The sequence below is a fragment of the Ornithinimicrobium sp. CNJ-824 genome (genome assembly GCF_001942405.1).
Classification (GTDB): domain Bacteria; phylum Actinomycetota; class Actinomycetes; order Actinomycetales; family Dermatophilaceae; genus Ornithinicoccus; species Ornithinicoccus kibberensis.
Genome location: NZ_MKKA01000011.1, coordinates 219031 through 242528 on the forward strand (window position 1 = coordinate 219031; position 23498 = coordinate 242528).

Consider the following 23498-nt stretch of genomic DNA (forward strand, 5'->3'; position numbering starts at 1 on the left):
AGGTCGGCTCCGTCGGACCGGCATCGGCCTGCAAGGCGATGGTGGTCCCGATAAACCAACCTCGCACAACCGTCAGGGGCGATGGGGCCCCAGGGTGGCATGCACGCCGACTCCACCCACCTTCCTGCCCACCCCCGCCCCCCTGTGACGAGCGCCACCTTGACCCGGCGTCACGTCGGTGGGCTAGAGTGCCACCCAATGACTGCTCTGCTCCTCCTTCCGCGCCGCAGCGAGACCTCCTAGGTCCGGCCCTCGCTGCGGAGTCGCGCTGTCCACGGACCGACAGCACCCGAAGACCCCAGCGAGAAGGAACCAGACCGGATGAGCATCCAGACCCAGACCTCCCCCCAGGACGTCGACGCGGCCGTACCCACCACCGACGGCACCGGCCGGGCCACCCACGTCGTCGAGCGCAACCCCCAGCAGCCCAGCGGCATGCCCGTGGAGCGCTACACCGCATACCCCCCGGTGGACCTGCCGGACCGCACCTGGCCGGGGCGCACGATCACGCGGGCCCCCCGCTGGTGCGCGGTCGACCTGCGCGACGGCAACCAGGCCCTCATCGACCCGATGACCCCCGACCGCAAGCGCCGGATGTTCGAGCTGCTGGTCCGGATGGGCTACAAGGAGATCGAGGTCGGCTTCCCCGCCGCCAGCCAGACCGACTTCGACTTCGTGCGGATGCTCATCGAGGAGGACCTGATCCCCGACGACGTGGTCATCCAGGTGCTGACCCAGGCCCGCGAGCACCTCATCGAGCGCACCTACGAGGCGATCGCCGGCGCGAAGCAGGCCATCGTCCACCTCTACAACTCCACGTCCACGCTGCAGCGCCGGGTCGTCTTCCGGGCGAGCGAGGACGAGATCGTCGACATCGCCGTCCAGGGCGCGCGCATCTGCAAGAAGTACGAGGAGCAGCTGCCGCCCGGCACCGAGGTCTACTACCAGTACTCCCCCGAGTCCTACACCGGCACCGAGCTGGAGTATGCGGTGCGCGTGTGCAACGCGGTCATGGAGGAGTTCGTCCCCACCCCGGAGAAGCCGGTCATCATCAACCTGCCGGCCACGGTGGAGATGGCCACCCCCAACGTCTACGCCGACTCCATCGAGTGGATGAGCCGCCACCTGAACCACCGCGAGAACGTCATCCTGTCGCTGCACCCGCACAACGACCGGGGCACCGGGGTCGCCGCGGCCGAGCTGGGCTACCTCGCCGGGGCCGACCGGATCGAGGGCTGCCTGTTCGGCAACGGCGAGCGCACCGGCAACGTCTGCCTGGTGACGCTGGGCATGAACATGTTCACCCAGGGGGTGGACCCGCAGATCGACTTCTCCGACATCGACGAGGTCCGGCGCACCGTCGAGCACTGCAACCAGCTGCCGGTGCCCGAGCGCCACCCCTACGGCGGCGACCTGGTCTTCACCGCCTTCTCCGGCAGCCACCAGGACGCGATCAAGAAGGGCCTGGAGGCGTTGGAGGCCGAGGCCGCCGAGATCGGGGTGCCGGTGGAGCAGCACCGCTGGGAGGTGCCCTACCTGCCGGTCGACCCCAAGGACATCGGGCGCAGCTACGAGGCCGTCATCCGGGTCAACAGCCAGTCCGGCAAGGGCGGCGTGGCCTACGTGATGAAGTCCGAGCACAAGCTGGACCTGCCGCGACGGCTGCAGATCGAGTTCAGCGGCGCCGTGCAGCGGCACACCGACACCGAGGGCGGGGAGATGAGCCCGGGCCAGATCTGGGCCGCCTTCCAGCACGAGTACCTCGAGCAGGACGGCCCCCTGGTGCTGCACGACTTCACCAACACCCACGACGAGGAGGGCCGGGTGCGGCTGCACGCCCGGGTCACCGTCGACGGCGAGGACCATGAGATCGACGCCGAGGGCAACGGCCCGATCGACGCCTCGTGGAGGGGCTGACCGGGCTGGGGATCGACGTGCGGGTCCTGGACTACTCCGAGCACGCGCTGTCGGCGGGCGAGGACGCGTATGCCGCCGCCTACGTCGAGTGCGCCATCGCCGGCGAGGTGCGCTGGGGCGTGGGCATCCACCCCAACACGGTCCGGGCGGCGCTGCACGCGGTGTGCAGCGCGGTCAACCGGCCGGGTCGCTGACGGGCCGGGCGGCCGGGGCGGTCAGCCCCGGCCGTCGCCCAGCAGCGTGGCCCCGTCCTCGGAGAAGGACCAGTAGGGGTTGTAGGCGATCTCCCACACGTGCCCGTCCGGGTCGGTGAACACCCCGGAGTAGCCGCCCCAGAACCGGCTGCACGGCGCGCGCAGCACCTCGGCGCCCGCACTCACGGCCGAGGCGAACTGCTCGTCGACGTCCGCCGCGCTGGCCACGTTGAGCCCGAGCACCTTGCCGCCCCACCCGTCCCCGCTGCCGGGGGTGTCCTCGGTGTCGTCCTCGATGTCGATGCCGGAGTCGACGGCCAGCGCCTGCCGGTCCCACAGCGCCACGACCATGCCACCGGTCTGGAAGAAGACGATGTGCTCCGGCGACGGGCCCGGCTGCCAGCCGAGCGCGGTGTAGAAGTCGCGGGCGCGGTCCATGTCGGACACGCCGAGGGTCACCAGGGAGAGACGCTGATCCATGCCGTCAACCTAGCAACCGCCCACCTCACCGCCCTCGGGGAGCCGTCCCGGCGAGCAGGTCCGCCACCGCCAGGGGTATGGCGTGGGCGACGCCGAGCGCGCGCACCGGGCCTCCCGGGGTGGCCCGGGAGGCGGCGGTGCCGTGGACGAGGGCCGCGAGCGAGCCGGCCTCCAGCGGGGCCAGCCCGGCGGCCAGGAGGACGCCGGCGAGCCCGGCGAGCACGTCACCGGCCCCGGCGGTGGCCAGCCACGGCGGGGCGTCCGCCTGGCTGCGGACCGGGACGGCGGGGTCCGGGTCGACGACGAGCGTCGTGGCGCCCTTGAGCAGGACCGTGCACCCGGTCAGCACCGCGGCGCGGCGGGCGTGGGCCAGGGGCGCCTGCTCGACCTGCTCCCGGGTGACCTCCTCACCGTCCGCCACCGTGCCCAGCAGCCGGGCCAGCTCGCCGGCGTGCGGCGTGAGGAGGGTCGGCGCCGTCCGTCGGTGGCCGGCGGCCAGCCACCGGCCGAGCAGCTCCAGCCCACCGGCGTCGACGAGGAGCGGAAGGTCCTGCGCGAACGACCCGGTCACCCGGTCGACCTGGTCGTCCTCGCCGTCGGGCCGGTCGCCCCCCCGCGCGTCGACGCCCGGCCCGACCACCATGGCCTGGACCCGACCGGGGCCGGGCACGACCTCGGGGCAGGAGGCCAGGACCAGGTCGGCGGCGCGGGGCGGCCCCAGGTAGCGCACCATGCCGGCACCGGCCTCCACGGCCGCGGTGCAGCACAGGACGGCGGCCCCCGGGTAGTCGTCGCTGCCGGCGACCACGCCCAGGACGCCCCGGGAGTACTTGTGGTCGGTGGCGTCGGGCACCGGCCAGCGGCCGGCGACGTCGGCGGGCTCGAGCCGCTCCACGACCGGGCGCTCGCCGGCCAGCTCCGGCGTCAGGCCGATGTCGACGACGCGGAGGCGGCCGACCGCCGGCGCCGTGGCCGGCAGCAGGTGGACCGGCTTGGCCACGCCGAAGGTCACCGTCTCGTCGGCCCGGACCCGGGGGCCCTGCGGGTCCTCCCCGGCCGGGTCGGCCCCGCTGGGCAGGTCGACGCCGACGATGTATGCGGTGCCCGGCACCGCCGCGACGGCGGCGGCCATCGCCCCCCGCAGGCCGGGGCGGCCCCCGATCCCGAGCAGCCCGTCGACGACGAGGTCGGCGGCCGCCAGCGCCTCGCGGGCACGGGCGGGCAGCTGCCCGGCGTCCGGTGCGACCTCGACCACCTCCACCCCGGCCTCGCGGGCCGCCGTCGCCCCGTCGGCGTGCAGCCGGGCGGCGACGCCGACCACGGTGACCTGGAGGCCGTCCAGGAGGGAGGCGGCCCACAGCGCGTCGCCCCCGTTGTCCCCCGGCCCGGCGAGCACGACCACCGACCTGGCCCCCAGCTCCTGCGCCCGGTCCCGCACGACCTGGGCCAGGGCGCGGGCGGCCCGCTGCATGAGGGCCCCCGGCGGCAGGCCGGCCCGCACCCGGTCCTCGACGACGCGGACGGTCGCGACGTCATACCCCTCGATCATGCGTGCCTCCTCGTGCCGGTGCGGTCGGTCCGGGCAGGACGTCCCCGTCTAGTCCGTGCCCTCCGCGACCACGACCGCCGAGGCCACCCCGGCGTCGTGCGAGAGGGACACGTGCAGGTGCGCCACACCCAGCTCGTCGGCCCGGGCCCGGACCGTGCCCTGGGTGCGCAGGTGGGGTCGGCCGGTGCTGTCGCGCACCACCCAGGCGTCGGTCCAGCTGAGGCCGACGGGCGCGCCGAGCGCCTTGGCGAGCGCCTCCTTGGCCGCGAACCGGGCCGCCAGGGACTCGGGGCGCAGGCCCAGCTCCTCGTCGGTGAACAGGCGCGGACCCAGCCGGGGGGTCTCCTGCAACCGGCGGGCGAACCGGTCGATGTCCACCACGTCGATGCCCACCCCGACGATCATCGCGCCCGGGTCACTCGACGGTGACGGACTTGGCCAGGTTGCGGGGCTGGTCGACGTCCAGGCCCTTGGCGGTCGACAGGTGCAGCGCGAACACCTGCAGCGGCACGACCGTCAGCAGCGGCGCCAGCAGCGGGGAGGTGCGCGGCACCCTGATCACCTCGTCCGCGAACGGGACCACGTCCTCGTCGCCCTCCTCGGCGATGACGAGCGTGCGCGCGCCCCGGGCCCGGATCTCCTGGATGTTGGAGACCACCTTGCCGTGGAGGCCGTGCTCGCTGTCCGGGGAGGGCACGATGACGAAGACCGGCTGCCCCGGCTCGATGAGGGCGATGGGGCCGTGCTTGAGCTCGCCGGCGGCGAACCCCTCGGCGTGGATGTAGGCCAGCTCCTTGAGCTTGAGCGCCCCCTCCATGGCGACGGGGTAGCCACGTGCCGGCCCAGGAAGAGCACCGAGCGGGAGTCGGCCATGAAGTAGGCGATCTCCTTGACCCGGTCCATCGTGGTGAGCAGCTCCTCGATCTTGGCCGGCACCCCCTGCAGCTCGGCCATGATCTCGGCGGCGTCGCGGCCGTAGCTCTCCCCGCGCAGCGAGGCCAGGTAGAGGCCGAGGATGTAGCTGGCGGTGATCTGCGCCAGGAAGGCCTTCGTCGAGGCCACGGCGATCTCCGGACCGGCGTGCGTGTAGAGCACGGCGTCGGACTCCCGCGGGATGGTCGACCCGTGCGTGTTGCAGATGGAGACCGTCTTGGCGCCGAGCTCCTTGGCGTGGCGCACGGCCATGAGGGTGTCCATGGTCTCGCCGGACTGGGAGATGGACACCACGAGGGTGTGGCCGTCGATCACCGGGTCGCGGTACCGGAACTCGTGGGCGAGCTCGACCTCCACCGGGATCCGGGTCCAGCGCTCGATGGCGTACTTGGCCACCATCCCGGCGTAGGCCGCGGTGCCGCACGCGACGATGACGATCTTGGTGACCGCCCGCAGCTCGTCCTCCTCGATGTGCAGCTCGTCGAGGCGCAGGTTGCCGTCGGCGTCCGTGCGGCCCAGGAGGGTGTCGGCGACCGCGTGCGGCTGGTCGTTGATCTCCTTCTCCATGAAGGTGTCGTAGCCGCTCTTCTCGGCGGCCGCCGCGTCCCAGGTGACCTCGTAGGCCTTGCCGTCGGAGGGGGTGCCGTCGAAGTTGGTCACCTCGTAGGTGTCCGGCGTGATCGTCACGATCTGGTCCTGGCCCAGCTCGAGGGCGTGCCGGGTGTGGCCGATGAAGGCGGCCACGTCGGAGCCGAGGTAGTTCTCGCCCTCGCCCAGCCCGACGACCAGGGGGGAGTTGCGACGGGCACCCACGACGGTGTGCGGCTGGTCGGCGTGCACCGCCAGGAGCGTGAAGGCTCCCTCCAGCCGGGCGACGACGTCGCGCATCGCCGCGGTGAGGTCCCCGGTGCGGGCGAAGGCCTCGTCCAGCAGGTGGGCCACGACCTCGGTGTCCGTCTCGGAGGTGAACTCCACCCCCTGCTGCGCCAGGGAGGTCTTCAGCGCGTGGAAGTTCTCGATGATGCCGTTGTGGACGAGGGCCAGCTTGCCGTCGCGGCCGCCCCGGTGGGGGTGGGCGTTCTGGTCGGTCGGCCCGCCGTGGGTCGCCCACCGGGTGTGGCCGAGGGCGGTGGCGGTGTCCGGGACGGGCGCGTCCACCAGGGCGGACCGCAGGTTGGCCAGCTTGCCGGCCCGCTTGCGGGTCTGGACCGCACCGTCGTCGACGACGGCCACCCCGGCCGAGTCGTAGCCGCGGTACTCCAGGCGGCCCAGGCCCTCCATCACCACGTCCAGCGCCGTGCCGTCCGCACGGGGGCCCACGTATCCCACGATTCCACACATGCGCCCAAGCGTACGTCCTGGCCTGCCGGGCCACGCCGAGGCCGGGTGCGAGAATGCCGCCCATGGCCTCATCGCCCTCCGGCCCGCCCATCCCCTCCCCCTACGTCGAGCTCGACCGCGACGACTGGGCACGGCTGCGGGACCAGCACCCGATGCACCTCGACGCGGCCGACATCGAGCGGCTCCGGGGGCTGGGCGACCGGCTGGACATGGCCGAGGTCGAGCAGGTCTACCTGCCCATCAGCCGGCTGCTGTCGTTCTACGAGCGCGCCACCGCCCGGCTGCACCAGGTGACCACCGACTTCCTCGACGAGCGGGCGGCCCGCACCCCGTTCCTCATCGGCGTGGCCGGCTCGGTCGCCGTCGGCAAGTCGACGACGGCACGCATCCTGGCCGAGCTGATCCGCCGGTGGGACACCCGCCCCTCGGTCGAGCTGGTCACCACCGACGGCTTCCTGCACCCCAACGCGGTGCTGGAGCGGCGCGGCCTCATGGGCCGCAAGGGGTTTCCCGAGTCCTACGACCGGCGGGCGCTGCTGCGCTTCGTCAGCGAGGTCAAGGCCGGGCGCGCGGAGGTGCAGGCACCGGTGTACAGCCACCTGTCTACGACATCGTGCCGGACGAGCAGATCGTCGTGCGCCGGCCCGACGTCCTCGTCGTCGAGGGGCTCAACGTCCTGCAGCCGCCGCGCGCGCACCCCAACGGCCGCGGTCCCGGGCTGGCCGTCAGCGACTTCTTCGACTTCTCGGTCTACGTCGACGCCCACGTGGGGGACATCAAGCGCTGGTACGTCGAGCGGTTCCTGTCGTTGCGCCGGACGGCCTTCGCCGATCCCGAGTCCCACTTCCACCGGTACGCCTCGCTCAGCGACGAGGCCGCCGTGGACGTCGCGGTCGACATCTGGGACTCGATCAACGCGCCGAACCTCATGGAGAACATCCTGCCGACCCGCAGCCGGGCCACGCTCGTGCTGCTCAAGGGCCCCGAGCACACGGTCGACCGGGTGCGGCTGCGCCGGCTCTGACGTCGTCGCCGGAGGCCTACAGGTCCGCGTAGCGGGCCCGGGCGATGCTGTAGACCCCGTAGAGCGCCAGGCCGACGGCCACGGATAGCAGGAGGGCGGTGCCCAGCGGCTGGGCCGCCAGCATCTTCAGGGCCCCGTCGAGCCCGGAGGACTCCTCGGGGTCGGCCTCGACCGCCGCGAGGCCGAAGAGCCCGCCCATGACGGTGAGCGCCACCCCCTTGGCGGCATACCCGACCGTGCCGGTGAGCTCCACCCCCCTGCCCAGGCCCTCGGACCGGGCGCCGCGCAGGTCCTCGAGGAACCGGCGGCTCAGCCCCTTGTAGACGTGGTAGACCCCGGCTCCGACCACCGCGAGCCCGACCAGCCCGACGAGGACCCGTCCGAGCGGCGCCTGGAGCAACGCGGCCGTGAGGCCGGCGCTGTCCTCACCCCCGCCGCTGCTGCCCCTGCCGGCGGCGAACGGCAGGGTGGTGACCCCCAGCGCCCCGTAGAGCACGGCGCGGCCGGCGGCGCGGGCACGGTCGGTGACCTCGCCCCCGCCCAGCAGGGCGTCCAGCACCTGCCAGAGCGCGAGGGCCAGGAAGCCCACGACGCAGGCCCAGAGGAGCATCGACCCGGCGGGAGCTGCCCGCAGCGTCGCCAGCGCACCGTCCTGGTCCGCCTCTCCCCCGCCACCGAGCGCGACGCGCCCGGCGATCCAGCCGATCATCAGGTGGATCAGGCCGCTGGCGGCGAAGCCGGCCCGGGCGAGCCGCCGCAACCAGGGGTGGTCCGCGAGCCTGCGCGCCGTGCGACCTGCGGTGGCCCGGACCGGGGTCTCGTTCACCCGGTCACGATGGCACGGACCCCGCTCGCGGGCGAGCGGGGGTCCGTGGTGGGGTCGGTGCGGAGCTGGAGCGGCTCAGTACCAGTTGACGGCCTGGGAGTGGGCCCAGGCGTTGCACGGCGAGCCGTAGCGCTCGGAGATGTAGCCCAGGCCCCAGGCGATCTGGGTGGCCGGGTTCGTCTGCCAGTCGCCCCCGGCGGAGGCCATCTTGTTGCCGGGGAGGGACTGGGGGATGCCGTAGGCGCCGGACGAGGGGTTCATCGCGGTGTGGTTCCACCCCGACTCCTTCATCCACAGGGAGTCCAGGCAGCCCCACTGGCCGTCGCCCCAGCCGTAGCTGGCCAGCATCGACCGGGCGATGGACCGGGCGTCCCCGCTGCTCACCGGCTGGGGGGCCGGCTGCTGGGGGGCCGGCTGCTGCGTCGGCTGCGGAGCGGGCTCCTGGGTGGGCTCCGGGGCCGGCTGCCGGGCGGCGGACCGCGAGGCGGCCTGCGACTCGGCCCGGGCCTCGGCCTGGGCCTGCTGCTCGGCGGCGGCCTCGGCCTGGGCCTGCTCCTCGGCAGCGCGGCTGGCGGCGGCCTCCTCGGCAGCAGCCTTCTCCTCGGCCGCCTTGCGCTCGGCGGCGGCCTCCTCCGCCCGACGCTCGGCGATGCGCTCGTCCGCCGTGCGGGCGGCCTCGACGCCCTCGCCGGTCAGGCTGGCCGACAGCCCGAGCGCGGCCGAACCCTTCTCCAGGCGCTCGGCGGCGGCGAGCGCCCCCAGGTCCTGGCTCGCGTCGGCCGACAGGCCGCTCACGGTCCCGCCGACGGCCGGCTCGGACTCACCCACGGCGGTCGGGGTGGACGAGGTCGCCGGAACCGTGGCGGTGGTGGCGTAGGCGGCCAGGGCGAGCGAGCCCGCGGCGATGCCGGCGGTGACGGCCGCGGCCGGGCCGCTCAGGCGGCGGGGACGGTGGGTGCCGTGGGCACGCCGGGAGGGCAGGGAGCAGCTCTTCACAGGGGGGACCTTTCGCAGACCGGTACGCCGCCGCCGGAAGGGACGCAGGGGCGCGTTCGACACGGGACCGGATGGGACTGGCGGCGTTACCAAATCGTGATCTGACCGTTCTACGGTGCCCGCCGAGGCGCCGCCTCGTCAAACTGACGGCCCCTGCCGTGACGAAGGTCACACCGTGGTCAGCCCAGGTGGTGCCCCTCCAGCATCTCGGTGACCAGGGCCGCGATGGGCGAGCGCTCGCTGCGCGAGAGCGTGACGTGGGCGAACAGCGGGTGGCCCTTGAGCGCCTCGATGACCGCGGCCACGCCGTCGTGCCGACCGACCCGCAGGTTGTCCCGCTGCGCCACGTCGTGGGTGAGCACCACCCGGGAGCCCTGGCCGATCCGGGACAGCACGGTGAGCAGCACGTTGCGCTCCAGGCTCTGGGCCTCGTCGACGATGACGAACGCGTCGTGCAGCGACCGTCCCCGGATGTGGGTCAGCGGCAGCACCTCGAGCATGTCCCGGGCCAGCACCTCCTCGACGACCTCGGCGGAGACCACGGCCCCCAGGGTGTCGAACACCGCCTGGGCCCAGGGGCCCATCTTGTCGTTCTCGCTGCCGGGCAGGTAGCCCAGCTCCTGGCCGCCCACGGCGTACAGCGGGCGAAAGACCACGACCCGGCGGTGCTGGCGGCGCTCCATGACCGCCTCGAGCCCGGCGCACAGGGCGAGGGCCGACTTGCCGGTGCCGGCCCGGCCGCCGAGGCTGACGATCCCCACGTCGGGGTCCAGCAGCAGGTCCAGGGCGATCCGCTGCTCGGCGCTGCGGCCGTGCAGCCCGAAGGCGTCCCGGTCGCCGCGCACGAGCCGGACGGCGTGGTCGGCGCCGACCCGGCCGAGGGCGCTGCCCGAGGGGCCCAGCACGGTCAGCCCGGTGTGCACGGGCAGCTCGGCCGCCTCCGGGGTCTCCAGCCGGGCGTGCTCGTAGAGCTCCTGCATCTGCGCGTCGTCGACCTCGAGCTCGGCCATGCCCGCCCACCCGCTGTCGACCGCGAGCTCGGCGCGGTACTCCTGGGCGTCCAGCCCGACCGCCGAGGCCTTCACCCGCATGGGCAGGTCCTTGGAGACCACCGTCACGTCGTGCCCCTCGGCGGCGAGGTTGGCCGCCACCGCCAGGATCCGGCTGTCGTTGTCCCCCAGCCGGAACCCGTGCGGCAGCGCGGCGGTGTCGCTGTGGTTCAGCTCTACGTGCAAGGACCCCCCGGCCTGCCCGACCGGGACCGGCTCGCTGAGGGTCCCGTGGGTGACCCGCAGGTCGTCCAGGGTGCGCAGCGCCTGCCGGGCGAAGTAGCCCAGCTCGGGGTGCTGACGCTTGGCCTCCAGCTCGGTGATCACCACGACCGGCAGCACCACGGCATGCTCGGCGAAGCGCAGCAGCGCCCCGGGGTCGGACAGCAGGACCGAGGTGTCCAGGACGTAGGTCTTGCGCCCGGTGCCGGGCAGGTCGTCCGCGGGCGCCGGCACGGGGACGGTCGTGCGCGTCGGGACGGAGGTGCGGGTCGGAATGGTCATGGCGGGCTCCCTGCGGACGCGCACCGGCTGCCACGCGTCCCGTCGGTGGTCGGACCGGGACCGGGCCCTCCGCCGACGGTGGGCCGGTGCCGGCCCTCCGCCGCGAGCCTGAGCTCCATGGATGGGCCTCCCGTGAGGTGGGACGGGTGCCCCTCCTCCGCCTCCGACGGTATGCGGTGTGACGGGGGCCACGTCGAACGCAGGGCGGCGTGTCGACGAGGAGCGGATGAACGGCAGGTGGCCGACCGGCGCCGGCGGCTCAGAGCACCTTGGACAGGAAGGACCGGGTGCGTTCGTGCTGCGGCGCGGCCAGCACCTCGGCGGGGTCGCCCTCCTCGACGATGACGCCGCCGTCCATGAAGACGAGCTTGTCGCCCACCTCCCGGGCGAAGCCCATCTCGTGGGTGACGACCATCATCGTCATCCCCTCCGCCGCCAGCGTCTTCATGACCTCGAGACGTCGCCGACGAGCTCGGGGTCGAGCGCGGAGGTCGGCTCGTCGAAGAGCATCATGTCCGGCTCCATGGACAGGGCCCGGGCGATGGCCACCCGCTGCTGCTGACCGCCGGAGAGGTGGGCCGGGTAGGCGTCCTCGCGGTCGGCCAGCCCGACCTTGGCCAGGTTGGCGCGGGCGATCCGGTCGGCCTCCGCCCGGTCGCGCTTGAGCGAGCGCTGCTGGGCGATGGTCAGGTTCCGCAGGACCGTCATGTGGGGGAAGAGGTTGAACTGCTGGAAGACCATGCCGATCCGGGCACGGACCGCGTCGAGGTTCGTCTCGGGGTCGGTGATGTCGATCCCCTCGACGAGGATCTGCCCCGAGGAGGGCTCCTCCAGGCGGTTCACGCAGCGCAGCAGCGTGGACTTGCCCGACCCGGAGGGACCGATGACGCACACGACCTGGCCGTGGTCGACGTGGAAGTCGATGCCCTTGAGCACCTCGACGTCCCCGAACGACTTGTGCAGGTCGCGCACCGCGATCGCGGGCGCGTCGGGGTCGGGACGGCGCACGGAGTCGCCGGGGCCGTCGTCGCCGGGGACGTGGGAGAGCTCGTGGATGTCGGCCATCAGCGGGACCTGTTCTGTCGGGTCTCCATCCACGCCACCAGCCGGGTGAGCGGGAGGGTGATGGCCAGGTAGAGGAGGGCGGCGAGGGTGAGGCTGGTGGCGGTGCCCGCCGTGGGCCCGCTCGTCATCAGGTCCCGGCCCAGGGTCGTCAGCTCGCGCTGGCTGGCGGCCAGCCCGATGACGAACAGCAGCGCCGTGTCCTTGATGAGCAGGACGAACTCGTTGGTCAGCGGCGGGACCACGATCCGCAGCGCCTGCGGCATGACGATCGAGGTCATGGTCCATCCCGAGGACATGCCCAGGGACCGGGCGGCCTCCGCCTGACCCTTCGGCACGGCCTGGATGCCCGCCCGCAGGGTCTCGGCGATGTAGGCGCTGGCCACGAAGACCAGGCCGAGCAGGCCGGCGCCGACCGGACCCCCGGGAGGGGTCCAGCCGGTGGCGATCGGGACGCCGAAGGCCATCCCGAGGATGACGATGAGGGAGGGCACGCCCCGGAAGAACTCCACCCACACCGTGGCCAGCCAACGGTAGGGCAGCACCGGCGAGAGCTTCATCAGCGCCAGCCCGAAGGCCAGCACCAGGCCGCCTCCGAACGCCACGACGGTGTAGCCCAGGGTGTTGCGCACCCCGGTGAGGATGAGCGCGGTGAGGTTGTCGCCGAGGCCGTCCAGGCTGAAGAAGTTGGCCTGCAGCCGTCCCCAGTCCAGGACGAGGGCCACGACGACCGCGGCCGCCAGGAGCACGGCATACATCGCCAGGTGGGTCAGGCGGCGCCTGGTGGTCCTCTTCACGGGAGGGACCCCCTTCTCGTGGTCGGGGTCGCTCAGCCCTCGCTGAAGTAGGTGTCGTAGATCTCGTCGTAGGTGCCCTCGTCGCGCAGCGTCTGCAGCTGCTCGTCGACCGCCTCGACCAGGGCCGTGTTGCCCTTCTTCACGGCGAAGCCGTACTGCTCGTCGGTGGAGTACTCCTCGACGATGGTGAAGTCGCCCTCACGGGTGTGCTCGAGGTTCACCGGCAGGTCCTGCAGCAGGGCGTCCACCTGGCCGGCCTGCATGGCCTGCCACATCTCGGCGTCGCCGGGGAAGGTGGTGATGTCCGCCTCGGGGGCGTTCTCCTCGGTGTAGGCCTTGCCGGTCGTGCCCTGCTGGACGCCCACGGAGCGGCCGGTCAGGTCCTCGATCGAGGCGATGTCGGAGTCCTCCGCGACCAGCAGCGACTGCTTGGAGTCGTAGTAGCCCTCAGTGAAGTCGAGGTTCTCCTTGCGGTCCTCGGTGATCGTCATCGCGCTGGCGACGAGGTCGCACTGGCCGGCGTTGAGCGCCAGGCCCGACTGCAGCGCGTCGAAGGAGGAGTCCTTGACCTCCAGCTCCAGCTCCAGGCCGTCGGCGATCGCCTGGACGAGATCCATGTCGAACCCGGTGTAGCCGGACTCGGTGCTCTCGTCGAAGTCCTCGAAAGGCGGGTAGGGCACGTCCGAGCACACCGTGAGCGTGCCGTCGGTGACCAGGTCGAGCTCCTCGCCGCCGCCGGCGGCAGTGGTGCCCTCGGCCCCGTCGTCCCCGGTCCCGCCGCCGTCGTCGGATCCGCACGCGGTCAGGGTCAGGGCGAGGCCGGCGGCCGCTGCGGCCGCGCTCAGGGATCGGAGGTTCATGCTCGCACTGTAGGGCACCCCCGGCACCCCGGACCACCACGCCACGCAGCGACCTCAGGTGCCGAAGCGCCGCTCACGCTCGGCGTAGACCCGCAGGGCCCGCAGGAAGTCCACCTTGCGGAAGTCCGGCCAGTAGGCCTCGCAGAAGTAGAACTCGCTGTGCGCGCTCTGCCAGAGCAGGAAGCCACCCAGGCGCTGCTCCCCCGAGGTGCGGATGACCAGGTCGGGGTCGGGCTGCCCCTTGGTGTAGAGGTGCTCGGCGATGTCCTCCACGGTGACCCGGTCGGCCAGCTCGGCGAGCGTCATCCCCCGGTCGGCGGCGGAGCGCAGCAGGGAGCGGACGGCGTCGGCGATCTCCCGTCGTCCTCCGTAGCCGATCGCGACGTTGACGAGCAGACCCTCGACCGCGGACGTGCGCCCCGCGGCCTCGGTGAGGGCCCGCACGGTGCGGTCCGGCAGCAGGTCCAGCGCACCGACGAGGTGGATCCGCCAGCGGCCCGCGGCGGCCAGCTCGTCGACGACCCCCTCGATGATCTCCAGGAGGGGCGCCAGCTCCTCCTCCGGCCGGTTGAGGTTGTCGGTGGACAGCAACCACAGGGTGACCACCTCCACCCCGGCCTCCTCGCACCAGCCGAGGAAGGGCGCGATGTTCTCCGCGCCGGCCCGGTGCCCCTCGGCCGACCCGGCCCCCCGCTCCCGGGCCCAGCGTCGGTTGCCGTCGAGCATGACGCCGATGTGCCGCGGCAGCCGCTGGGCCGGCAGCTGACGCCGCAGGGAGGAGGTGTAGGCCTTGTAGACCAGGTCCCGCGGCGTCTGCATGGGGCAAACCTACTCGGCGCCCCTGGGACGTCACGGGAAGGGAGAACCTACGTCTTCGTAACCTACGCCACCGTAGGTTAGCCTGGAGCCATGACACGCGATGCGAGCCCCGCCCGGCGCGCGGCGCACGACGTCGCCCGGCACGCGCACGAGGCGGTGGACGCCGCCGAGCACCGGGTCGAGACCCTCGTCGGGCAGCTCAAGCCCCACCTGCGCGGGTGGCTGCACCTGGGCATGGTCCCCGTCAGCGTGGTGGCCGCCGTCGTCCTCGTCGTCCTGGCGCGGACCCCGGCCGAGCGGGCGGCCACGGCCGCCTTCGGCATCACGGCGGTGGCGCTGTTCGCGACCTCGGCCACCTACCACCGCGGCCGGTGGTCCGCCCGCACGGCCGCCGTGCTCAAGCGGCTGGACCACGCCAACATCTTCCTCATCATCGCCGGCACGCACACCCCCTTCGCGGTCATGCTGCTCCCGCACGGACAGGCCCGCACCCTGCTGCTCGTCGTGTGGAGCGGCGCGGTGGCCGGCGTGATCTTCCGGGTCTCTGGACCGACGCCCCCCGGTGGCTCTACACGATGGTCTACGTGGCGATGGGCTGGGTGGCGGTGTTCTACCTGGTCCCGTTCTGGCGCACCGGCGGCCCGCTCATCGTCGGCCTCATCGCCGCCGGCGGGCTGCTCTACACCGCGGGGGCGGTGGTCTACGCGGCCCGGCGGCCCGACCCCTCCCCGCGGTGGTTCGGCTTCCACGAGGTCTTCCACGCGTTCACGGTGGCGGCCTTCTCGTCGCACTGGACGGCGGCGTTGCTGGCCGTCCTGGGCGTGCGCGCCGCGGCCGCCTGAGGACCTCAGGCCAGGGGGTCGCGCTCCTGGGCGTCCTCGGAGCGCTCCTGCCGCAGTGCGGCGACCCGCTCCTCCTCGCGCAGCCGCATGCGACGCAGCCGACGGGTCAGGTCCCGGCCCAGCAGCCAGATCGCGATCATCAGCCCGAAGAGGACGAGGAAGCCGCCCATCCCCGCGGTGATCTCCACCGACGTCGTGTTCATCCGGCGTGCCCCTCCTCGCTGCGCATGTCGTCCTGACCGTCGCCGTCCGCGTCCTGCGGCTCGGTCGAGCGCGCGGCCACGTCCGGAGCGTCCTCGTCGACGGGCAGCGGGGGCTGCCCCTCGTAGGCGAGCACGAGCTCGCCGTCCGCGTCCCGCTCGGGGGCGCGACGGCATACCTCGTCCGGGTCCGCCAGCTCGCGGATGCCGGCGAACAGGTCGTCCTCGGGCAGGTCCACCGGCACGAGCGAGCGGGCCAGCTCGAACTCCTCGGTCGGCCAAACCCGCTGCTGGACCTCCAGGGGGACGGCGAACCAGTGCCCGTCCGGGTCCACCTGGGTGGCGTGGGCACGCAGGGCGTCGTCCCGCTGCGGGAAGTGCTCGGCGCACCGGATCCGGGTGGTCAGCACCCGCCGCGGCCGCCGCCGGAGGTTGGCCCGCCAGTCGGCGTAGGGCGGCTCGTGGCCGGCCTCCACCATCGCCTCGTCGAGCCGTTCCATCCGCTCCGGGGACCAGCCGTTGTAGTAGACCTTCAGCGGCTGCCACGGCTCGCCCGCGTGCGGGTATGCCGTGGGGTCCCCGGCGGCCTGGAACGCCGCCATCGTCACCACGTGGGTCTGGATGTGGTCGGGGTGGGGGTAGCCGCCGTTCTCGTCGTAGGTGGTCAGCACGTGCGGGCGGAACTCCCGGATGACGCGCACGAGCGCCTCGGTGGTCACCGCCAGGGGCTCCAGCGCGAAGCACCCCTCCGGCAGGGGCGGCAGCGGGTCGCCCTCCGGCAGGCCCGAGTCGGCGAAGCCGAGCCAGGTGTGGCTCACGCCCAGGACCTCGGCCGCCCTGGCCATCTCGCGCCGGCGCACCCCGGAGATGTCCCGCAGGATGTCGGCGTCGTCCTTGAGCTTGTCGTTGAGGATGTCGCCGCGCTCGCCCCCGGTGCACGACACCACGCGCACGTCCACCCCCTCGGACGCGTAGCGGGCCGACGTCGCCGCCCCCTTGGACGACTCGTCGTCGGGATGGGCGTGCACGGCCATCAGGCGCAGTCCCTGCGGCGTGGTCATCGGGCTCCTTCGGGGATGGTCGGGCCGGGCGGGGCCCGGCCGACGTCATGACGGACAATGGGGAGGCGCCCGGCGTCGGCCGGGCCGTCAGCCTCCATCTTCTCACCCGCGCACGGCAGGACCGACCCCACGTGACGAGCAGCTCCCCCGGCCCCGGCCGTCCCCGCCGCCTCCGCCTCGAGCCCTCCGAGGAGGAGCTGGACGGGCTGCCGCCCCGGTCGACCCCGGCGCAGCGTCGACGGTGGTGGCTGGTCGGCGGCCTGGCGGTGGCCGTCATGGTGGCGCTCGCCGTCTGGTTCGGCCTCTCCGCGACCGTCGGCCGCGTGCACTGGGTCACGACCGGTCACCAGGTGGTCTCCGACGCGCAGGTCGACGTGCGCTTCGACCTGCGCCGCGACCCCGGCCGGGCAGTGGTCTGCCAGCTCGAGGCGCAGGACGCCAGCCACGCGGTGGTGGGCCGGACCGAGGTGACGGTCGGTCCGTCGCCGGAGTCGCCCAGCCGGCACGTCGAGGCGGTGCGGACGGCCTCGCCGGCCATCACCGGCTACGTCGAGCGCTGCTGGTACGCCGACGAGGCCCCTCCCGGCCGCGGCTGAGGCCGCCGGCCCTCAGGCCTGGTAGGGCTTGGCCTCGACGACCTTGACCTCGATCTGCTTGCCGTTGGGCGCGTCGTAGGTCACGGTGTCGCCGGGCTTGGCACCCATGAGGGCCGCACCCATCGGGGACTTCTCGCTGTAGACGTCGAGCTTCTCGTCCTCGTCGATGATCTCGCGGGAGCCGAGCAGGAAGGTCTCGGTGTCGCCGAACATCTCGACCGTGACGACCATCCCGGGCTCGACGATGCCGTCGTCGGCCGGAGCCGTGCCCACCACGGCGTTCTGGAGCAGGTGCTCGAGCTGGCGGATGCGGGCCTCCATCTTGCCCTGCTCCTCCTTGGCGGCGTGGTAGCCGCCGTTCTCCTTGAGGTCGCCCTCCTCGCGGGCCGCCTCGATCCGGCGGGCGATCTCGGTCCGACCCTCGTCCGTGAGCTGGGTCAGCTCGGCGCGCAGGCGGTCGTAGGCGTCCTGCGTCAGGTAGCTGGCGTCCTTGGCGGTCTCGGTCACGTCTGTTCCACTCCTCGTCTGGTGGGCCGCGCCCCCTGGGAGCGACCCAAACACAAGGTCCGGGCACCTTCTGCCCGGACCGTGGTCAACCTCCTACTGTAGTCGCCCGCGGCGGCCTGGTCGAGGCGACGGCTTCCGCCTCAGCCCGGGTCGACGCTGTAGCCGCGGTCGAGCAGCGCCTGCCGCACCTGGGCGGAGTGCTCGTGCCCCCGGGTCTCGAGGGTCAGGGAGATGGCCACCTCGTCGATCTTCAGGTGGGGGTCGCGGCGGTGGTGCTGGACCTCGAGCACGTTGCAGGTCATCTCGGCGAGCATCGTGAGCACACCGGCCAGGGCCCCCGGCCGGTCGGGCACGCGGACCCGCAGCTGCAGGTATCGGCCGGCGACCGTCAGTCCCTGCCGCAGGATGCGCAGCAGGAGGACCGGGTCGATGTTGCCGCCGGAGAGCAGGGCCACCACCGGCCCCTCGTAGCGCGCGGCCGCCTCCTGCCCCAGCTCCATCAGGTGGGCCGTCGCGGCGGCGCCGGCCGGCTCCACGACGAGCTTGGCCCGCTCGGCGAGGAGCAGCACCGCCCGGGCCAGGGCGCTCTCGCTGACGGTCTCCATGCCGTCGACCAGCTCCGAGACCAGCTGGAAGGGGACGTCGCCGGGCCGTCCGACGGCGATCCCGTCGGCCATCGTGGTCATCCGCTCGACCGGCACGGGGTGACCGGCCGACAGCGACCCCGGCCAGGCGGCGGCCTCCTCGGCCTGGACGCCGACCACGCGGACGTCGGGCCGCCGCGCCTTGACCGCCCGCGCGATGCCCGCCAGCAGGCCGCCGCCGCCGGTGCACACCAGCACCGTGCGCACGTCGGGGACCTGCTCGAGGATCTCCAGCCCGCACGTGCCCTGGCCGGCGACGATGTCGGGGTGGTCGAAGGGCGGGATGAACACGGCGCCGTGCTCCTGCTCGTGCGCGCGTGCCGCCTCGATGCAGTCGTCGATCGTGGTGCCCACCTGGTGGACGGTGGCCCCGTAGCCCTTGGTGGCGGCCAGCTTGGGCATCGAGGCCCCGTGCGGCATGTAGACCGTCGCCTCGATCCCGAGCAGCCGGGCGGCCAGGGCGACCCCCTGGGCGTGGTTGCCCGCGCTGGCGGCCACCACGCCCCGGTCCTTCTCCGCGGCCGTCAGCCGCGCCATCCGGGTGTAGGCGCCCCGCATCTTGAACGAGCCCGCGCGCTGCAGGTTCTCGCACTTGAGGTGGACGGGGACGCCGGTCCGGTCGGTCAGCGCCTGGCTGAACTCCACCGGGGTCGGGGTCAGCACGTCGGCGAGGACCTCGCGGGCCGCGAGGATGTCCTCCAGGGTCACGTCGATGTGGTCCGGCACCCCGTCAGCCTAGCGACCCAGGCCCCGTCCCGTCCCGTCCCGGTCCGGAGCCAGCTGCCCGGCGACGGCCCGGGCGAGGTCCGGCCGGGGGCCGGCGAGCAGACCAGCCGCGAAGAGCAGGTACGCGGTGTCCACCCGGGCCTGCGCCGCCGCCGGCGGGGTCCATCCGCCGCCGTGGTCGGACAGGACCGTCCGCAGCACCGCCCCGGCCTCGTCCGGCGCGGCGTGCCGCAGGACCCCGCCGGAGCCGAGCAGCAGACCCACCTCCTTCAGCGGCCGGGGAGCCTCGCCGGGCGCGCCGGGCCGGCCGTGGCGACGGGCCGCCACGAGCGCGGCCAGGGTGGCCAGCCGCAGGTCGAGGGTGCGGCCGTGGTCGTCGGCCGGCAGGACCCCGGGGTCGGCGTGCCCCCGCTCCGCCCAGGCGGCGAGGGCGGGGTCGTCGGCGCCGGGCAGGCCCTCGGTGGCGGCGGCCGCCAGCACCCCCGGTGCGCCCCACCGCATGCCGAGGTCGCCCTCCACGGTGCGCGCGTGCCAGAGCGGGGCCACGACCTGCTTGCGGAGGGAGGCGTCCTCCCCCTGGGGCGTGACGACCGAGTAGACGTCGGTGGTGGCTCCCCCCACGTCCACGACGAGGACGTCCTCGTCGCGGACGTCGGCCAGCACCTCCACGCCGGCCAGCACCGCGTCCGGGGTGGCGGCGCGGACGAGCCGGGCGAAGCGGGGGCCGCGGGAGAGGCCCTTGCCGCCGATGACGTGCCGGAGGAAGACCTCGCGGATCGCGCGCCGGGCCGGCCGGGGTGGACCACGCCGATCCGGGGCAGCACGTTCTCGGTGGCGGTGACCCGCCGTCCGGTGGCGGCCAGCTCCGCCACCACCTCGTCCCGGGCCTCGACGTTGCCGGCGACCACGACCGGCGCCGGCAGGCGGGAGCGGGCCAGCCGCCGGGCGTTGTGGACCAGGACCTCGGCGTTGCCCCCGTCGGTCCCGCCGACGAGCAGCACGACGTCCGGCCGGTCGGCCCGCAGCGCGGCCGTCCCGGCGGAGGTGAGCGCCCCCGCCGCGACGTGCACCACCCGGGCACCGGCCGAGAGCCCGACCCGGTGACCCGCCTCTGCCGTCACCGACCGCTCGTAGCCGACCACGGCCAGCCGCAGCCCCCCGCCGGCGCTGGAGCAGACCAGGACGCGGCCCTCCTCGGCCGCCTGCCGGGAGAGCGGGTCGGGGACGGGTGCCCGGGCGACCTCCGTCAGTGCGTGGTGCGCCGCGGCCACCCCGTCCAGCACGTCCCGCCCGGGACCGGCCGTCGTCGGCGCGGACGTGCGCCCCACCAGAACGCCGTCGTCGTCGACCAGCGCGGCCTTGGTGAACGTCGACCCGACGTCGACGAGGAGGGTGGTGCCGCCCCTCACAGGAGCGCGGTCAGCAGGGTGACGAGCAGCCAGACGGCCCCGACCCCGCCGAGGAGGCCGCCCCACAGCACCGTCCGACGGGCCGACAGCTCGGCCGTCCGCCGCTCCTGGGTCCCGAACCCCTCCGGCCCGCCCACGTCGGTGGACCCGGGCGGCCCGCCGAAGCCCGCCCTGACCTCCCGGGTCCGGGCCAGGGCCGCGCGCCCCCGCACGAGCAGCAGCACGCCGACGACCAGGAGGAGGAGCGGGACGGCGACGCGCAGCAGCCAGTCGCCGGTGGACCACGCCTCGGTCGCCAGGAGGGGCAGGGGTGCGGGCACGAGCGGCATGGGAGGCAAGGTGCCACACCGGGACCACCGACGCCACCCGTGGGACACTGAGGGGTATGCCGTTCTTCGACACGCTTCCCGGCCGTCCGCAGCCCCTGCCCGGCATCCCCGCGACGCACGAGGTCCTCGGGACCCCGCTGCAGGGACCCTGGCCCGAGGGCACCGAGGTCATCACCGTGGCCATGGGGTGCTTCTGGGGCGCCGAGCGCATCTTCTGGCAGCTGCCCGGGGTGGTGGCGACCGCCGCCGGCTACCAGGGCGGGACGACGCCCAACCCCACCTACGAGGAGGTGTGCTCCGGCCGCACCGGGCACGCCGAGGCCGTCCTCGTGGCCTACGACCCGTCGGTCACCGACCCGGAGCAGCTGCTCAAGGCGTTCTGGGAGAACCACGACCCCACGACGAGGAACCGCCAGGGCAACGACGTCGGGACGCAGTACCGGTCGGCGGTCTACTGGACCACGCCGCAGCAGGAGGCCGCCGCGAGGGCCACCGCCGAGGCCTTCGGCGAGGTCCTGGCCCGGGCCGGCCACGGCCCGGTCGTCACCGAGCTGCGCCCCGCCGAGGAGGCCGGGCCGTTCTACCCCGCCGAGGCCTACCACCAGCAGTACCTGCACAAGAACCCCGGGGGCTACTGCAACCACGGGCCCAACGGCTACACCTGCCCGGTGGGCCTGCTGCGGCAGGACGAGGTCCCCGCCCAGCAGGACGTCCTGCCGCCCCGCTGAGGCCCGGGGCGGGCCGGCCCTCCCGTCAGCCCCCGGACCCGGAGGGCACGGTCTGCACGTCCTCGGGCCGGGGCGCCTCGATGTCCATCGGCTCGCCCCAGCGGTCGATGGTCATCTCGGTGACGGCCCCGGCCGCCGTGTAGGCGATCCGACGCACGAGGTCGTCCTCGTCGACCCACAGGTCGTAGGTGATCTCGTCGCCGAGGGCGGCCGAGGCCTCCGCGGCGTCGCTGCCGGTCTGCCCGCTGGCGTCGAGCGCCGCCTCGTAGCGCCGCAGCTCCTCGCCGTCGACGTCCTCGGTGCCGGCGAGGACGACCTGGCCGGACCCCTCGCCCCAGTCCTCCCAGGTGGAGGAGACGTCGATGTCCTCCAGGCCGGCCCCGCTGTCCGCCAGCTCCTCCTGCGGGACCTGGAGGAACATGCCCTCGTCCGTGACCCCGGGCATCGAGACGTAGGCGGACCCGTCGACGACGATCATCCGGGTCGCCCCCAGGCCCGGCATCGTCAGGTCGGCGTCCACGGCGGGCTGACCGTCACCCAGGTCGACCTCGCCGACCATCTCCATCGTCTGGCCCCCCGTGGTGACGACCATGGCGAGCTCGTAGCTGGACATGACCTCCTCCCCGGGGGAGCGCAGCATCGCCAGGAAGTCCTCGACCGGGACCTGCTCGCCCTCGGCGGCCGTCGTGACCCCGCCGTCGTCGCCCGCGGACCCGTCGGAGCCGTCGGCGCCGGCCGTGGAGGCGGCCACGTCCTGGGTGGAGCCGGTGTCGGCGGCCCCGTCGACGGTGCCCGCCGTCGGGCCGCCTCCCCCGTCCGCGTCGTCCCCGCCGCCGCACGCGACGAGGGAGAAGGACAGGGCCCCGGCGGCGAGCAGGGCGACCCTTCGGGTCCCCGTGGTGGTGGTGCGCATGATGGTCCTACCTCCCTCGAGGGTCGGCGCCCGGGGCGCCGGCCGGATGACCCGACCATCGTGGCACAGGCACCCTGGAGGACCGCTGGTTCGGTCCCCAGGCCGGTGCTGTGCTCCAATGGCTTGCCCCCTGCCCTTCTCGCAGCAAGGTTCCCCAACGTTGAACGGCAACGCCCACTTCCGGCACCACGACACCGCCGTCCTGTCCGTCACGGCCGTCGACGCGCCGGTGGTCAAGACCTCGGCCGACTTCGACGCCGTCATCGGCGACTCCTACCGCCGCAACGGCCTGCGCCCGGGGATGCTCGCCGCGCTGGCCGGCATCGAGGAGCGCCGCTGGTGGGCCGAGGACCAGCACTTCGTCGACGGCGCGACCGAGGCCGGGCGGCTGGCCCTGGAGCAGGCGACGTCTCCCCCGACCAGGTGGGACTGCTCATCAACACCTCGGTGAGCCGCAGCCACCTGGAGCCCTCGATCGCGGTCAAGGTGCACGCCGACCTCGGCCTGCCGACCCACTGCCTCAACTTCGACCTGACCAACGCCTGCCTCGGCTTCGTCAACGGCATCCAGATGGCGGCGACGATGATCGACGCCGGTCAGATCGACTACGCGCTGATCGTGGACGGCGAGGGCTCCCGGGAGCCGCAGGAGCGGACGCTGGAGCGGCTCGCCGGCGACGGGACCACCGCCGAGGACATCCTGTCCCAGTTCGCCACCCTGACCCTGGGGTCGGGTGCCGCGGCCATGGTCCTGGGACGGGCGTCCCGGCACCCGGAGGGACACCGGGTGGTGGGCGGCGCCACCCGGGCCGCCACCGAGCACCACGACCTCTGCGTCGGCGACTTCACCGAGATGCGCACCGACACCCAGGGTCTGCTGGAGGGCGGGATGGGCCTGGCCACCGCCCTGTGGGAGGCCGCCCGCGGGGAGTTCGACTGGGACGAGATGGACCGCTACGTGGTGCACCAGGTGAGCAAGGTGCACACCGGACGGACCGCGGAGGCGCTCGGGCTGGACCCGTCGAGGATCCCGCTCACCTTCCCCACCCTGGGCAACGTGGGCCCCGCCGCGGTGGCGATCACGCTGGCCAAGGAGGCCGAGTCGCTGCAGCGGGGCGACCGGGTGCTCATGATGGGCATCGGGTCGGGCCTGAACATGACCTGCCTCGAGCTCACCTGGTGACCGTGGGCGC

20 protein-coding genes and 6 pseudogenes are annotated in these 23498 nt (G+C 73.8%); 8 read left to right on the forward strand and 18 right to left on the reverse strand.

All coding sequences use genetic code 11. The features are described 5' to 3' along the window. The first annotated feature begins 435 nt into the window (after positions 1-435). Both leuA and BJF81_RS21355 read left to right on the forward strand, forming a co-directional pair. Entirely contained in the window at positions 436-1917 is a 1482-nt protein-coding gene (leuA, locus tag BJF81_RS05400; RefSeq protein ID WP_446740546.1) for a 2-isopropylmalate synthase, read from the forward strand. Beyond that, on the forward strand, positions 1905-2111 hold the full coding sequence (locus BJF81_RS21355; RefSeq protein WP_446740541.1) for an alpha-isopropylmalate synthase regulatory domain-containing protein: 207 nt from the start codon (positions 1905-1907) through the stop codon (positions 2109-2111). The genes leuA and BJF81_RS21355 overlap by 13 nt, the downstream gene beginning before the upstream one ends. 21 nt (positions 2112-2132) lie before the next feature. On the opposite strand, the gene BJF81_RS05405 is transcribed toward BJF81_RS21355, so the two are convergent. The 4 genes and pseudogenes from BJF81_RS05405 to glmS form a co-directional block, all read right to left on the reverse strand. Further along, positions 2133-2591: a VOC family protein gene (locus tag BJF81_RS05405; RefSeq protein ID WP_075957451.1), complete on the reverse strand. Its 459-nt coding sequence runs from the start codon at positions 2589-2591 to the stop codon at positions 2133-2135. A 25-nt stretch (positions 2592-2616) separates the two neighbouring features. After that, positions 2617-4140 (reverse strand): NAD(P)H-hydrate epimerase, encoded by a 1524-nt coding sequence (locus BJF81_RS05410; protein ID WP_075957452.1) that lies wholly within the window; start codon positions 4138-4140, stop codon positions 2617-2619. Between the two features lie 48 nt (positions 4141-4188). Beyond that, positions 4189-4545, reverse strand: coding sequence for a holo-ACP synthase (locus tag BJF81_RS05415; protein WP_075957453.1), 357 nt, complete (start codon positions 4543-4545; stop codon positions 4189-4191). A gap of 10 nt (positions 4546-4555) precedes the next feature. Next, positions 4556-6414 (reverse strand): annotated as a pseudogene (gene glmS / locus BJF81_RS05420) (glutamine--fructose-6-phosphate transaminase (isomerizing)). 53 nt (positions 6415-6467) lie between these two features. Here glmS and coaA point away from each other — a divergent pair. Beyond that, a pseudogene (coaA, locus tag BJF81_RS05425) lies at positions 6468-7438 on the forward strand (type I pantothenate kinase). 16 nt (positions 7439-7454) lie between these two features. Here the strand turns inward: coaA and BJF81_RS05430 are convergent. From BJF81_RS05430 to BJF81_RS05465, 7 genes and pseudogenes are all read right to left on the reverse strand, one after another. Beyond that, a complete protein-coding gene (locus tag BJF81_RS05430) occupies positions 7455-8264 on the reverse strand; it encodes a DUF1206 domain-containing protein (protein WP_075957454.1) in 810 nt (269 codons plus the stop codon). A 75-nt stretch (positions 8265-8339) separates the two neighbouring features. Then, positions 8340-9260 (reverse strand): aggregation-promoting factor C-terminal-like domain-containing protein, encoded by a 921-nt coding sequence (locus BJF81_RS18310; protein ID WP_187345495.1) that lies wholly within the window; start codon positions 9258-9260, stop codon positions 8340-8342. A 179-nt stretch (positions 9261-9439) separates the two neighbouring features. After that, a complete protein-coding gene (locus BJF81_RS05440) occupies positions 9440-10813 on the reverse strand; it encodes a PhoH family protein (RefSeq protein WP_143780683.1) in 1374 nt (457 codons plus the stop codon). Positions 10814-11072: 259 nt separating this feature from the next. Continuing rightward, positions 11073-11878, reverse strand: a pseudogene (locus BJF81_RS05450) (amino acid ABC transporter ATP-binding protein). Next, a complete protein-coding gene (locus BJF81_RS05455; RefSeq protein ID WP_237770039.1) occupies positions 11878-12672 on the reverse strand; it encodes an amino acid ABC transporter permease in 795 nt (264 codons plus the stop codon). Before BJF81_RS05455 ends, BJF81_RS05450 begins: the two are co-directional and overlap by 1 nt. Positions 12673-12704: 32 nt before the next feature. Further along, positions 12705-13532, reverse strand: a complete 828-nt coding sequence (locus tag BJF81_RS05460; protein ID WP_075957457.1) for a transporter substrate-binding domain-containing protein — start codon at positions 13530-13532, stop codon at positions 12705-12707. Between the two features lie 54 nt (positions 13533-13586). After that, complete coding sequence (locus tag BJF81_RS05465; RefSeq protein ID WP_075957458.1) at positions 13587-14351, reverse strand: isoprenyl transferase; 765 nt, start codon at positions 14349-14351, stop codon at positions 13587-13589. Positions 14352-14585: 234 nt separating this feature from the next. Here BJF81_RS05465 and BJF81_RS20825 point away from each other — a divergent pair. Further along, positions 14586-14834 (forward strand): annotated as a pseudogene (locus tag BJF81_RS20825) (hemolysin III family protein); the annotation flags it as partial. Positions 14835-14941: 107 nt separating this feature from the next. Next, a complete protein-coding gene (locus tag BJF81_RS20830) occupies positions 14942-15193 on the forward strand; it encodes a hemolysin III family protein (protein ID WP_342447086.1) in 252 nt (83 codons plus the stop codon). Positions 15194-15198: 5 nt separating this feature from the next. On the opposite strand, the gene BJF81_RS05475 is transcribed toward BJF81_RS20830, so the two are convergent. Together BJF81_RS05475 and mca are read right to left on the reverse strand one after the other, a co-directional pair. Next, positions 15199-15396 (reverse strand): hypothetical protein, encoded by a 198-nt coding sequence (locus BJF81_RS05475; RefSeq protein ID WP_075957459.1) that lies wholly within the window; start codon positions 15394-15396, stop codon positions 15199-15201. Further along, on the reverse strand, positions 15393-16454 hold the full coding sequence (mca, locus tag BJF81_RS05480) for a mycothiol conjugate amidase Mca (protein ID WP_083664011.1): 1062 nt from the start codon (positions 16452-16454) through the stop codon (positions 15393-15395). Before mca ends, BJF81_RS05475 begins: the two co-directional genes overlap by 4 nt. 131 nt (positions 16455-16585) lie before the next feature. Between mca and BJF81_RS05485 the strand changes: the two genes are divergently transcribed. Continuing rightward, entirely contained in the window at positions 16586-17050 is a 465-nt protein-coding gene (locus tag BJF81_RS05485; protein WP_158068618.1) for a DUF4307 domain-containing protein, read from the forward strand. Between the two features lie 12 nt (positions 17051-17062). Here the strand turns inward: BJF81_RS05485 and greA are convergent, their stop codons facing one another. The 4 genes and pseudogenes from greA to BJF81_RS19195 form a co-directional block, all read right to left on the reverse strand. Then, a complete protein-coding gene (gene greA, locus BJF81_RS05490; RefSeq protein WP_075957460.1) occupies positions 17063-17557 on the reverse strand; it encodes a transcription elongation factor GreA in 495 nt (164 codons plus the stop codon). A 140-nt stretch (positions 17558-17697) separates the two neighbouring features. Beyond that, a complete protein-coding gene (ilvA, locus tag BJF81_RS05495) occupies positions 17698-18927 on the reverse strand; it encodes a threonine ammonia-lyase (protein ID WP_187345496.1) in 1230 nt (409 codons plus the stop codon). A gap of 9 nt (positions 18928-18936) precedes the next feature. After that, a pseudogene (locus BJF81_RS21360) lies at positions 18937-20402 on the reverse strand (glutamate mutase L). Then, positions 20333-20665, reverse strand: a complete 333-nt coding sequence (locus BJF81_RS19195) for a hypothetical protein (protein ID WP_075957461.1) — start codon at positions 20663-20665, stop codon at positions 20333-20335. The pseudogene BJF81_RS21360 and the gene BJF81_RS19195 overlap by 70 nt, the downstream one beginning before the upstream one ends. A gap of 56 nt (positions 20666-20721) precedes the next feature. Between BJF81_RS19195 and msrA the strand changes: the two genes are divergently transcribed. Then, positions 20722-21393, forward strand: coding sequence for a peptide-methionine (S)-S-oxide reductase MsrA (gene msrA, locus BJF81_RS05510; RefSeq protein ID WP_075957462.1), 672 nt, complete (start codon positions 20722-20724; stop codon positions 21391-21393). A 25-nt stretch (positions 21394-21418) separates the two neighbouring features. Here the strand turns inward: msrA and BJF81_RS05515 are convergent, their stop codons facing one another. After that, positions 21419-22306: a hypothetical protein gene (locus BJF81_RS05515; protein ID WP_075957463.1), complete on the reverse strand. Its 888-nt coding sequence runs from the start codon at positions 22304-22306 to the stop codon at positions 21419-21421. Positions 22307-22466: 160 nt separating this feature from the next. Between BJF81_RS05515 and BJF81_RS05520 the strand changes: the two are divergent. Then, a pseudogene (locus BJF81_RS05520) lies at positions 22467-23488 on the forward strand (3-oxoacyl-ACP synthase III). Positions 23489-23498 lie beyond the last annotated feature (10 nt).

What these genes read in the sequence shown, in the direction of transcription:
- BJF81_RS05465 (WP_075957458.1), bottom strand. Translation starts at nt 14,351, where the DNA reads ATGCAGACGCCGCGGGACCTGGTCTACAAGGCCTACACCTCCTCCCTG.
- BJF81_RS20830 (WP_342447086.1), top strand. Translation starts at nt 14,942, where the DNA reads ATGGGCTGGGTGGCGGTGTTCTACCTGGTCCCGTTCTGGCGCACCGGC.
- msrA (WP_075957462.1), top strand. Translation starts at nt 20,722, where the DNA reads ATGCCGTTCTTCGACACGCTTCCCGGCCGTCCGCAGCCCCTGCCCGGC.
- BJF81_RS05460 (WP_075957457.1), bottom strand. Translation starts at nt 13,532, where the DNA reads ATGAACCTCCGATCCCTGAGCGCGGCCGCAGCGGCCGCCGGCCTCGCC.
- BJF81_RS19195 (WP_075957461.1), bottom strand. Translation starts at nt 20,665, where the DNA reads ATGCCGCTCGTGCCCGCACCCCTGCCCCTCCTGGCGACCGAGGCGTGG.
- leuA (WP_446740546.1), top strand. Translation starts at nt 436, where the DNA reads ATGCCCGTGGAGCGCTACACCGCATACCCCCCGGTGGACCTGCCGGAC.
- BJF81_RS05515 (WP_075957463.1), bottom strand. Translation starts at nt 22,306, where the DNA reads ATGCGCACCACCACCACGGGGACCCGAAGGGTCGCCCTGCTCGCCGCC.
- mca (WP_083664011.1), bottom strand. Translation starts at nt 16,454, where the DNA reads ATGACCACGCCGCAGGGACTGCGCCTGATGGCCGTGCACGCCCATCCC.
- BJF81_RS05405 (WP_075957451.1), bottom strand. Translation starts at nt 2,591, where the DNA reads ATGGATCAGCGTCTCTCCCTGGTGACCCTCGGCGTGTCCGACATGGAC.
- BJF81_RS05415 (WP_075957453.1), bottom strand. Translation starts at nt 4,545, where the DNA reads ATGATCGTCGGGGTGGGCATCGACGTGGTGGACATCGACCGGTTCGCC.
- BJF81_RS05475 (WP_075957459.1), bottom strand. Translation starts at nt 15,396, where the DNA reads ATGAACACGACGTCGGTGGAGATCACCGCGGGGATGGGCGGCTTCCTC.
- BJF81_RS05440 (WP_143780683.1), bottom strand. Translation starts at nt 10,813, where the DNA reads ATGACCATTCCGACCCGCACCTCCGTCCCGACGCGCACGACCGTCCCC.
- BJF81_RS05410 (WP_075957452.1), bottom strand. Translation starts at nt 4,140, where the DNA reads ATGATCGAGGGGTATGACGTCGCGACCGTCCGCGTCGTCGAGGACCGG.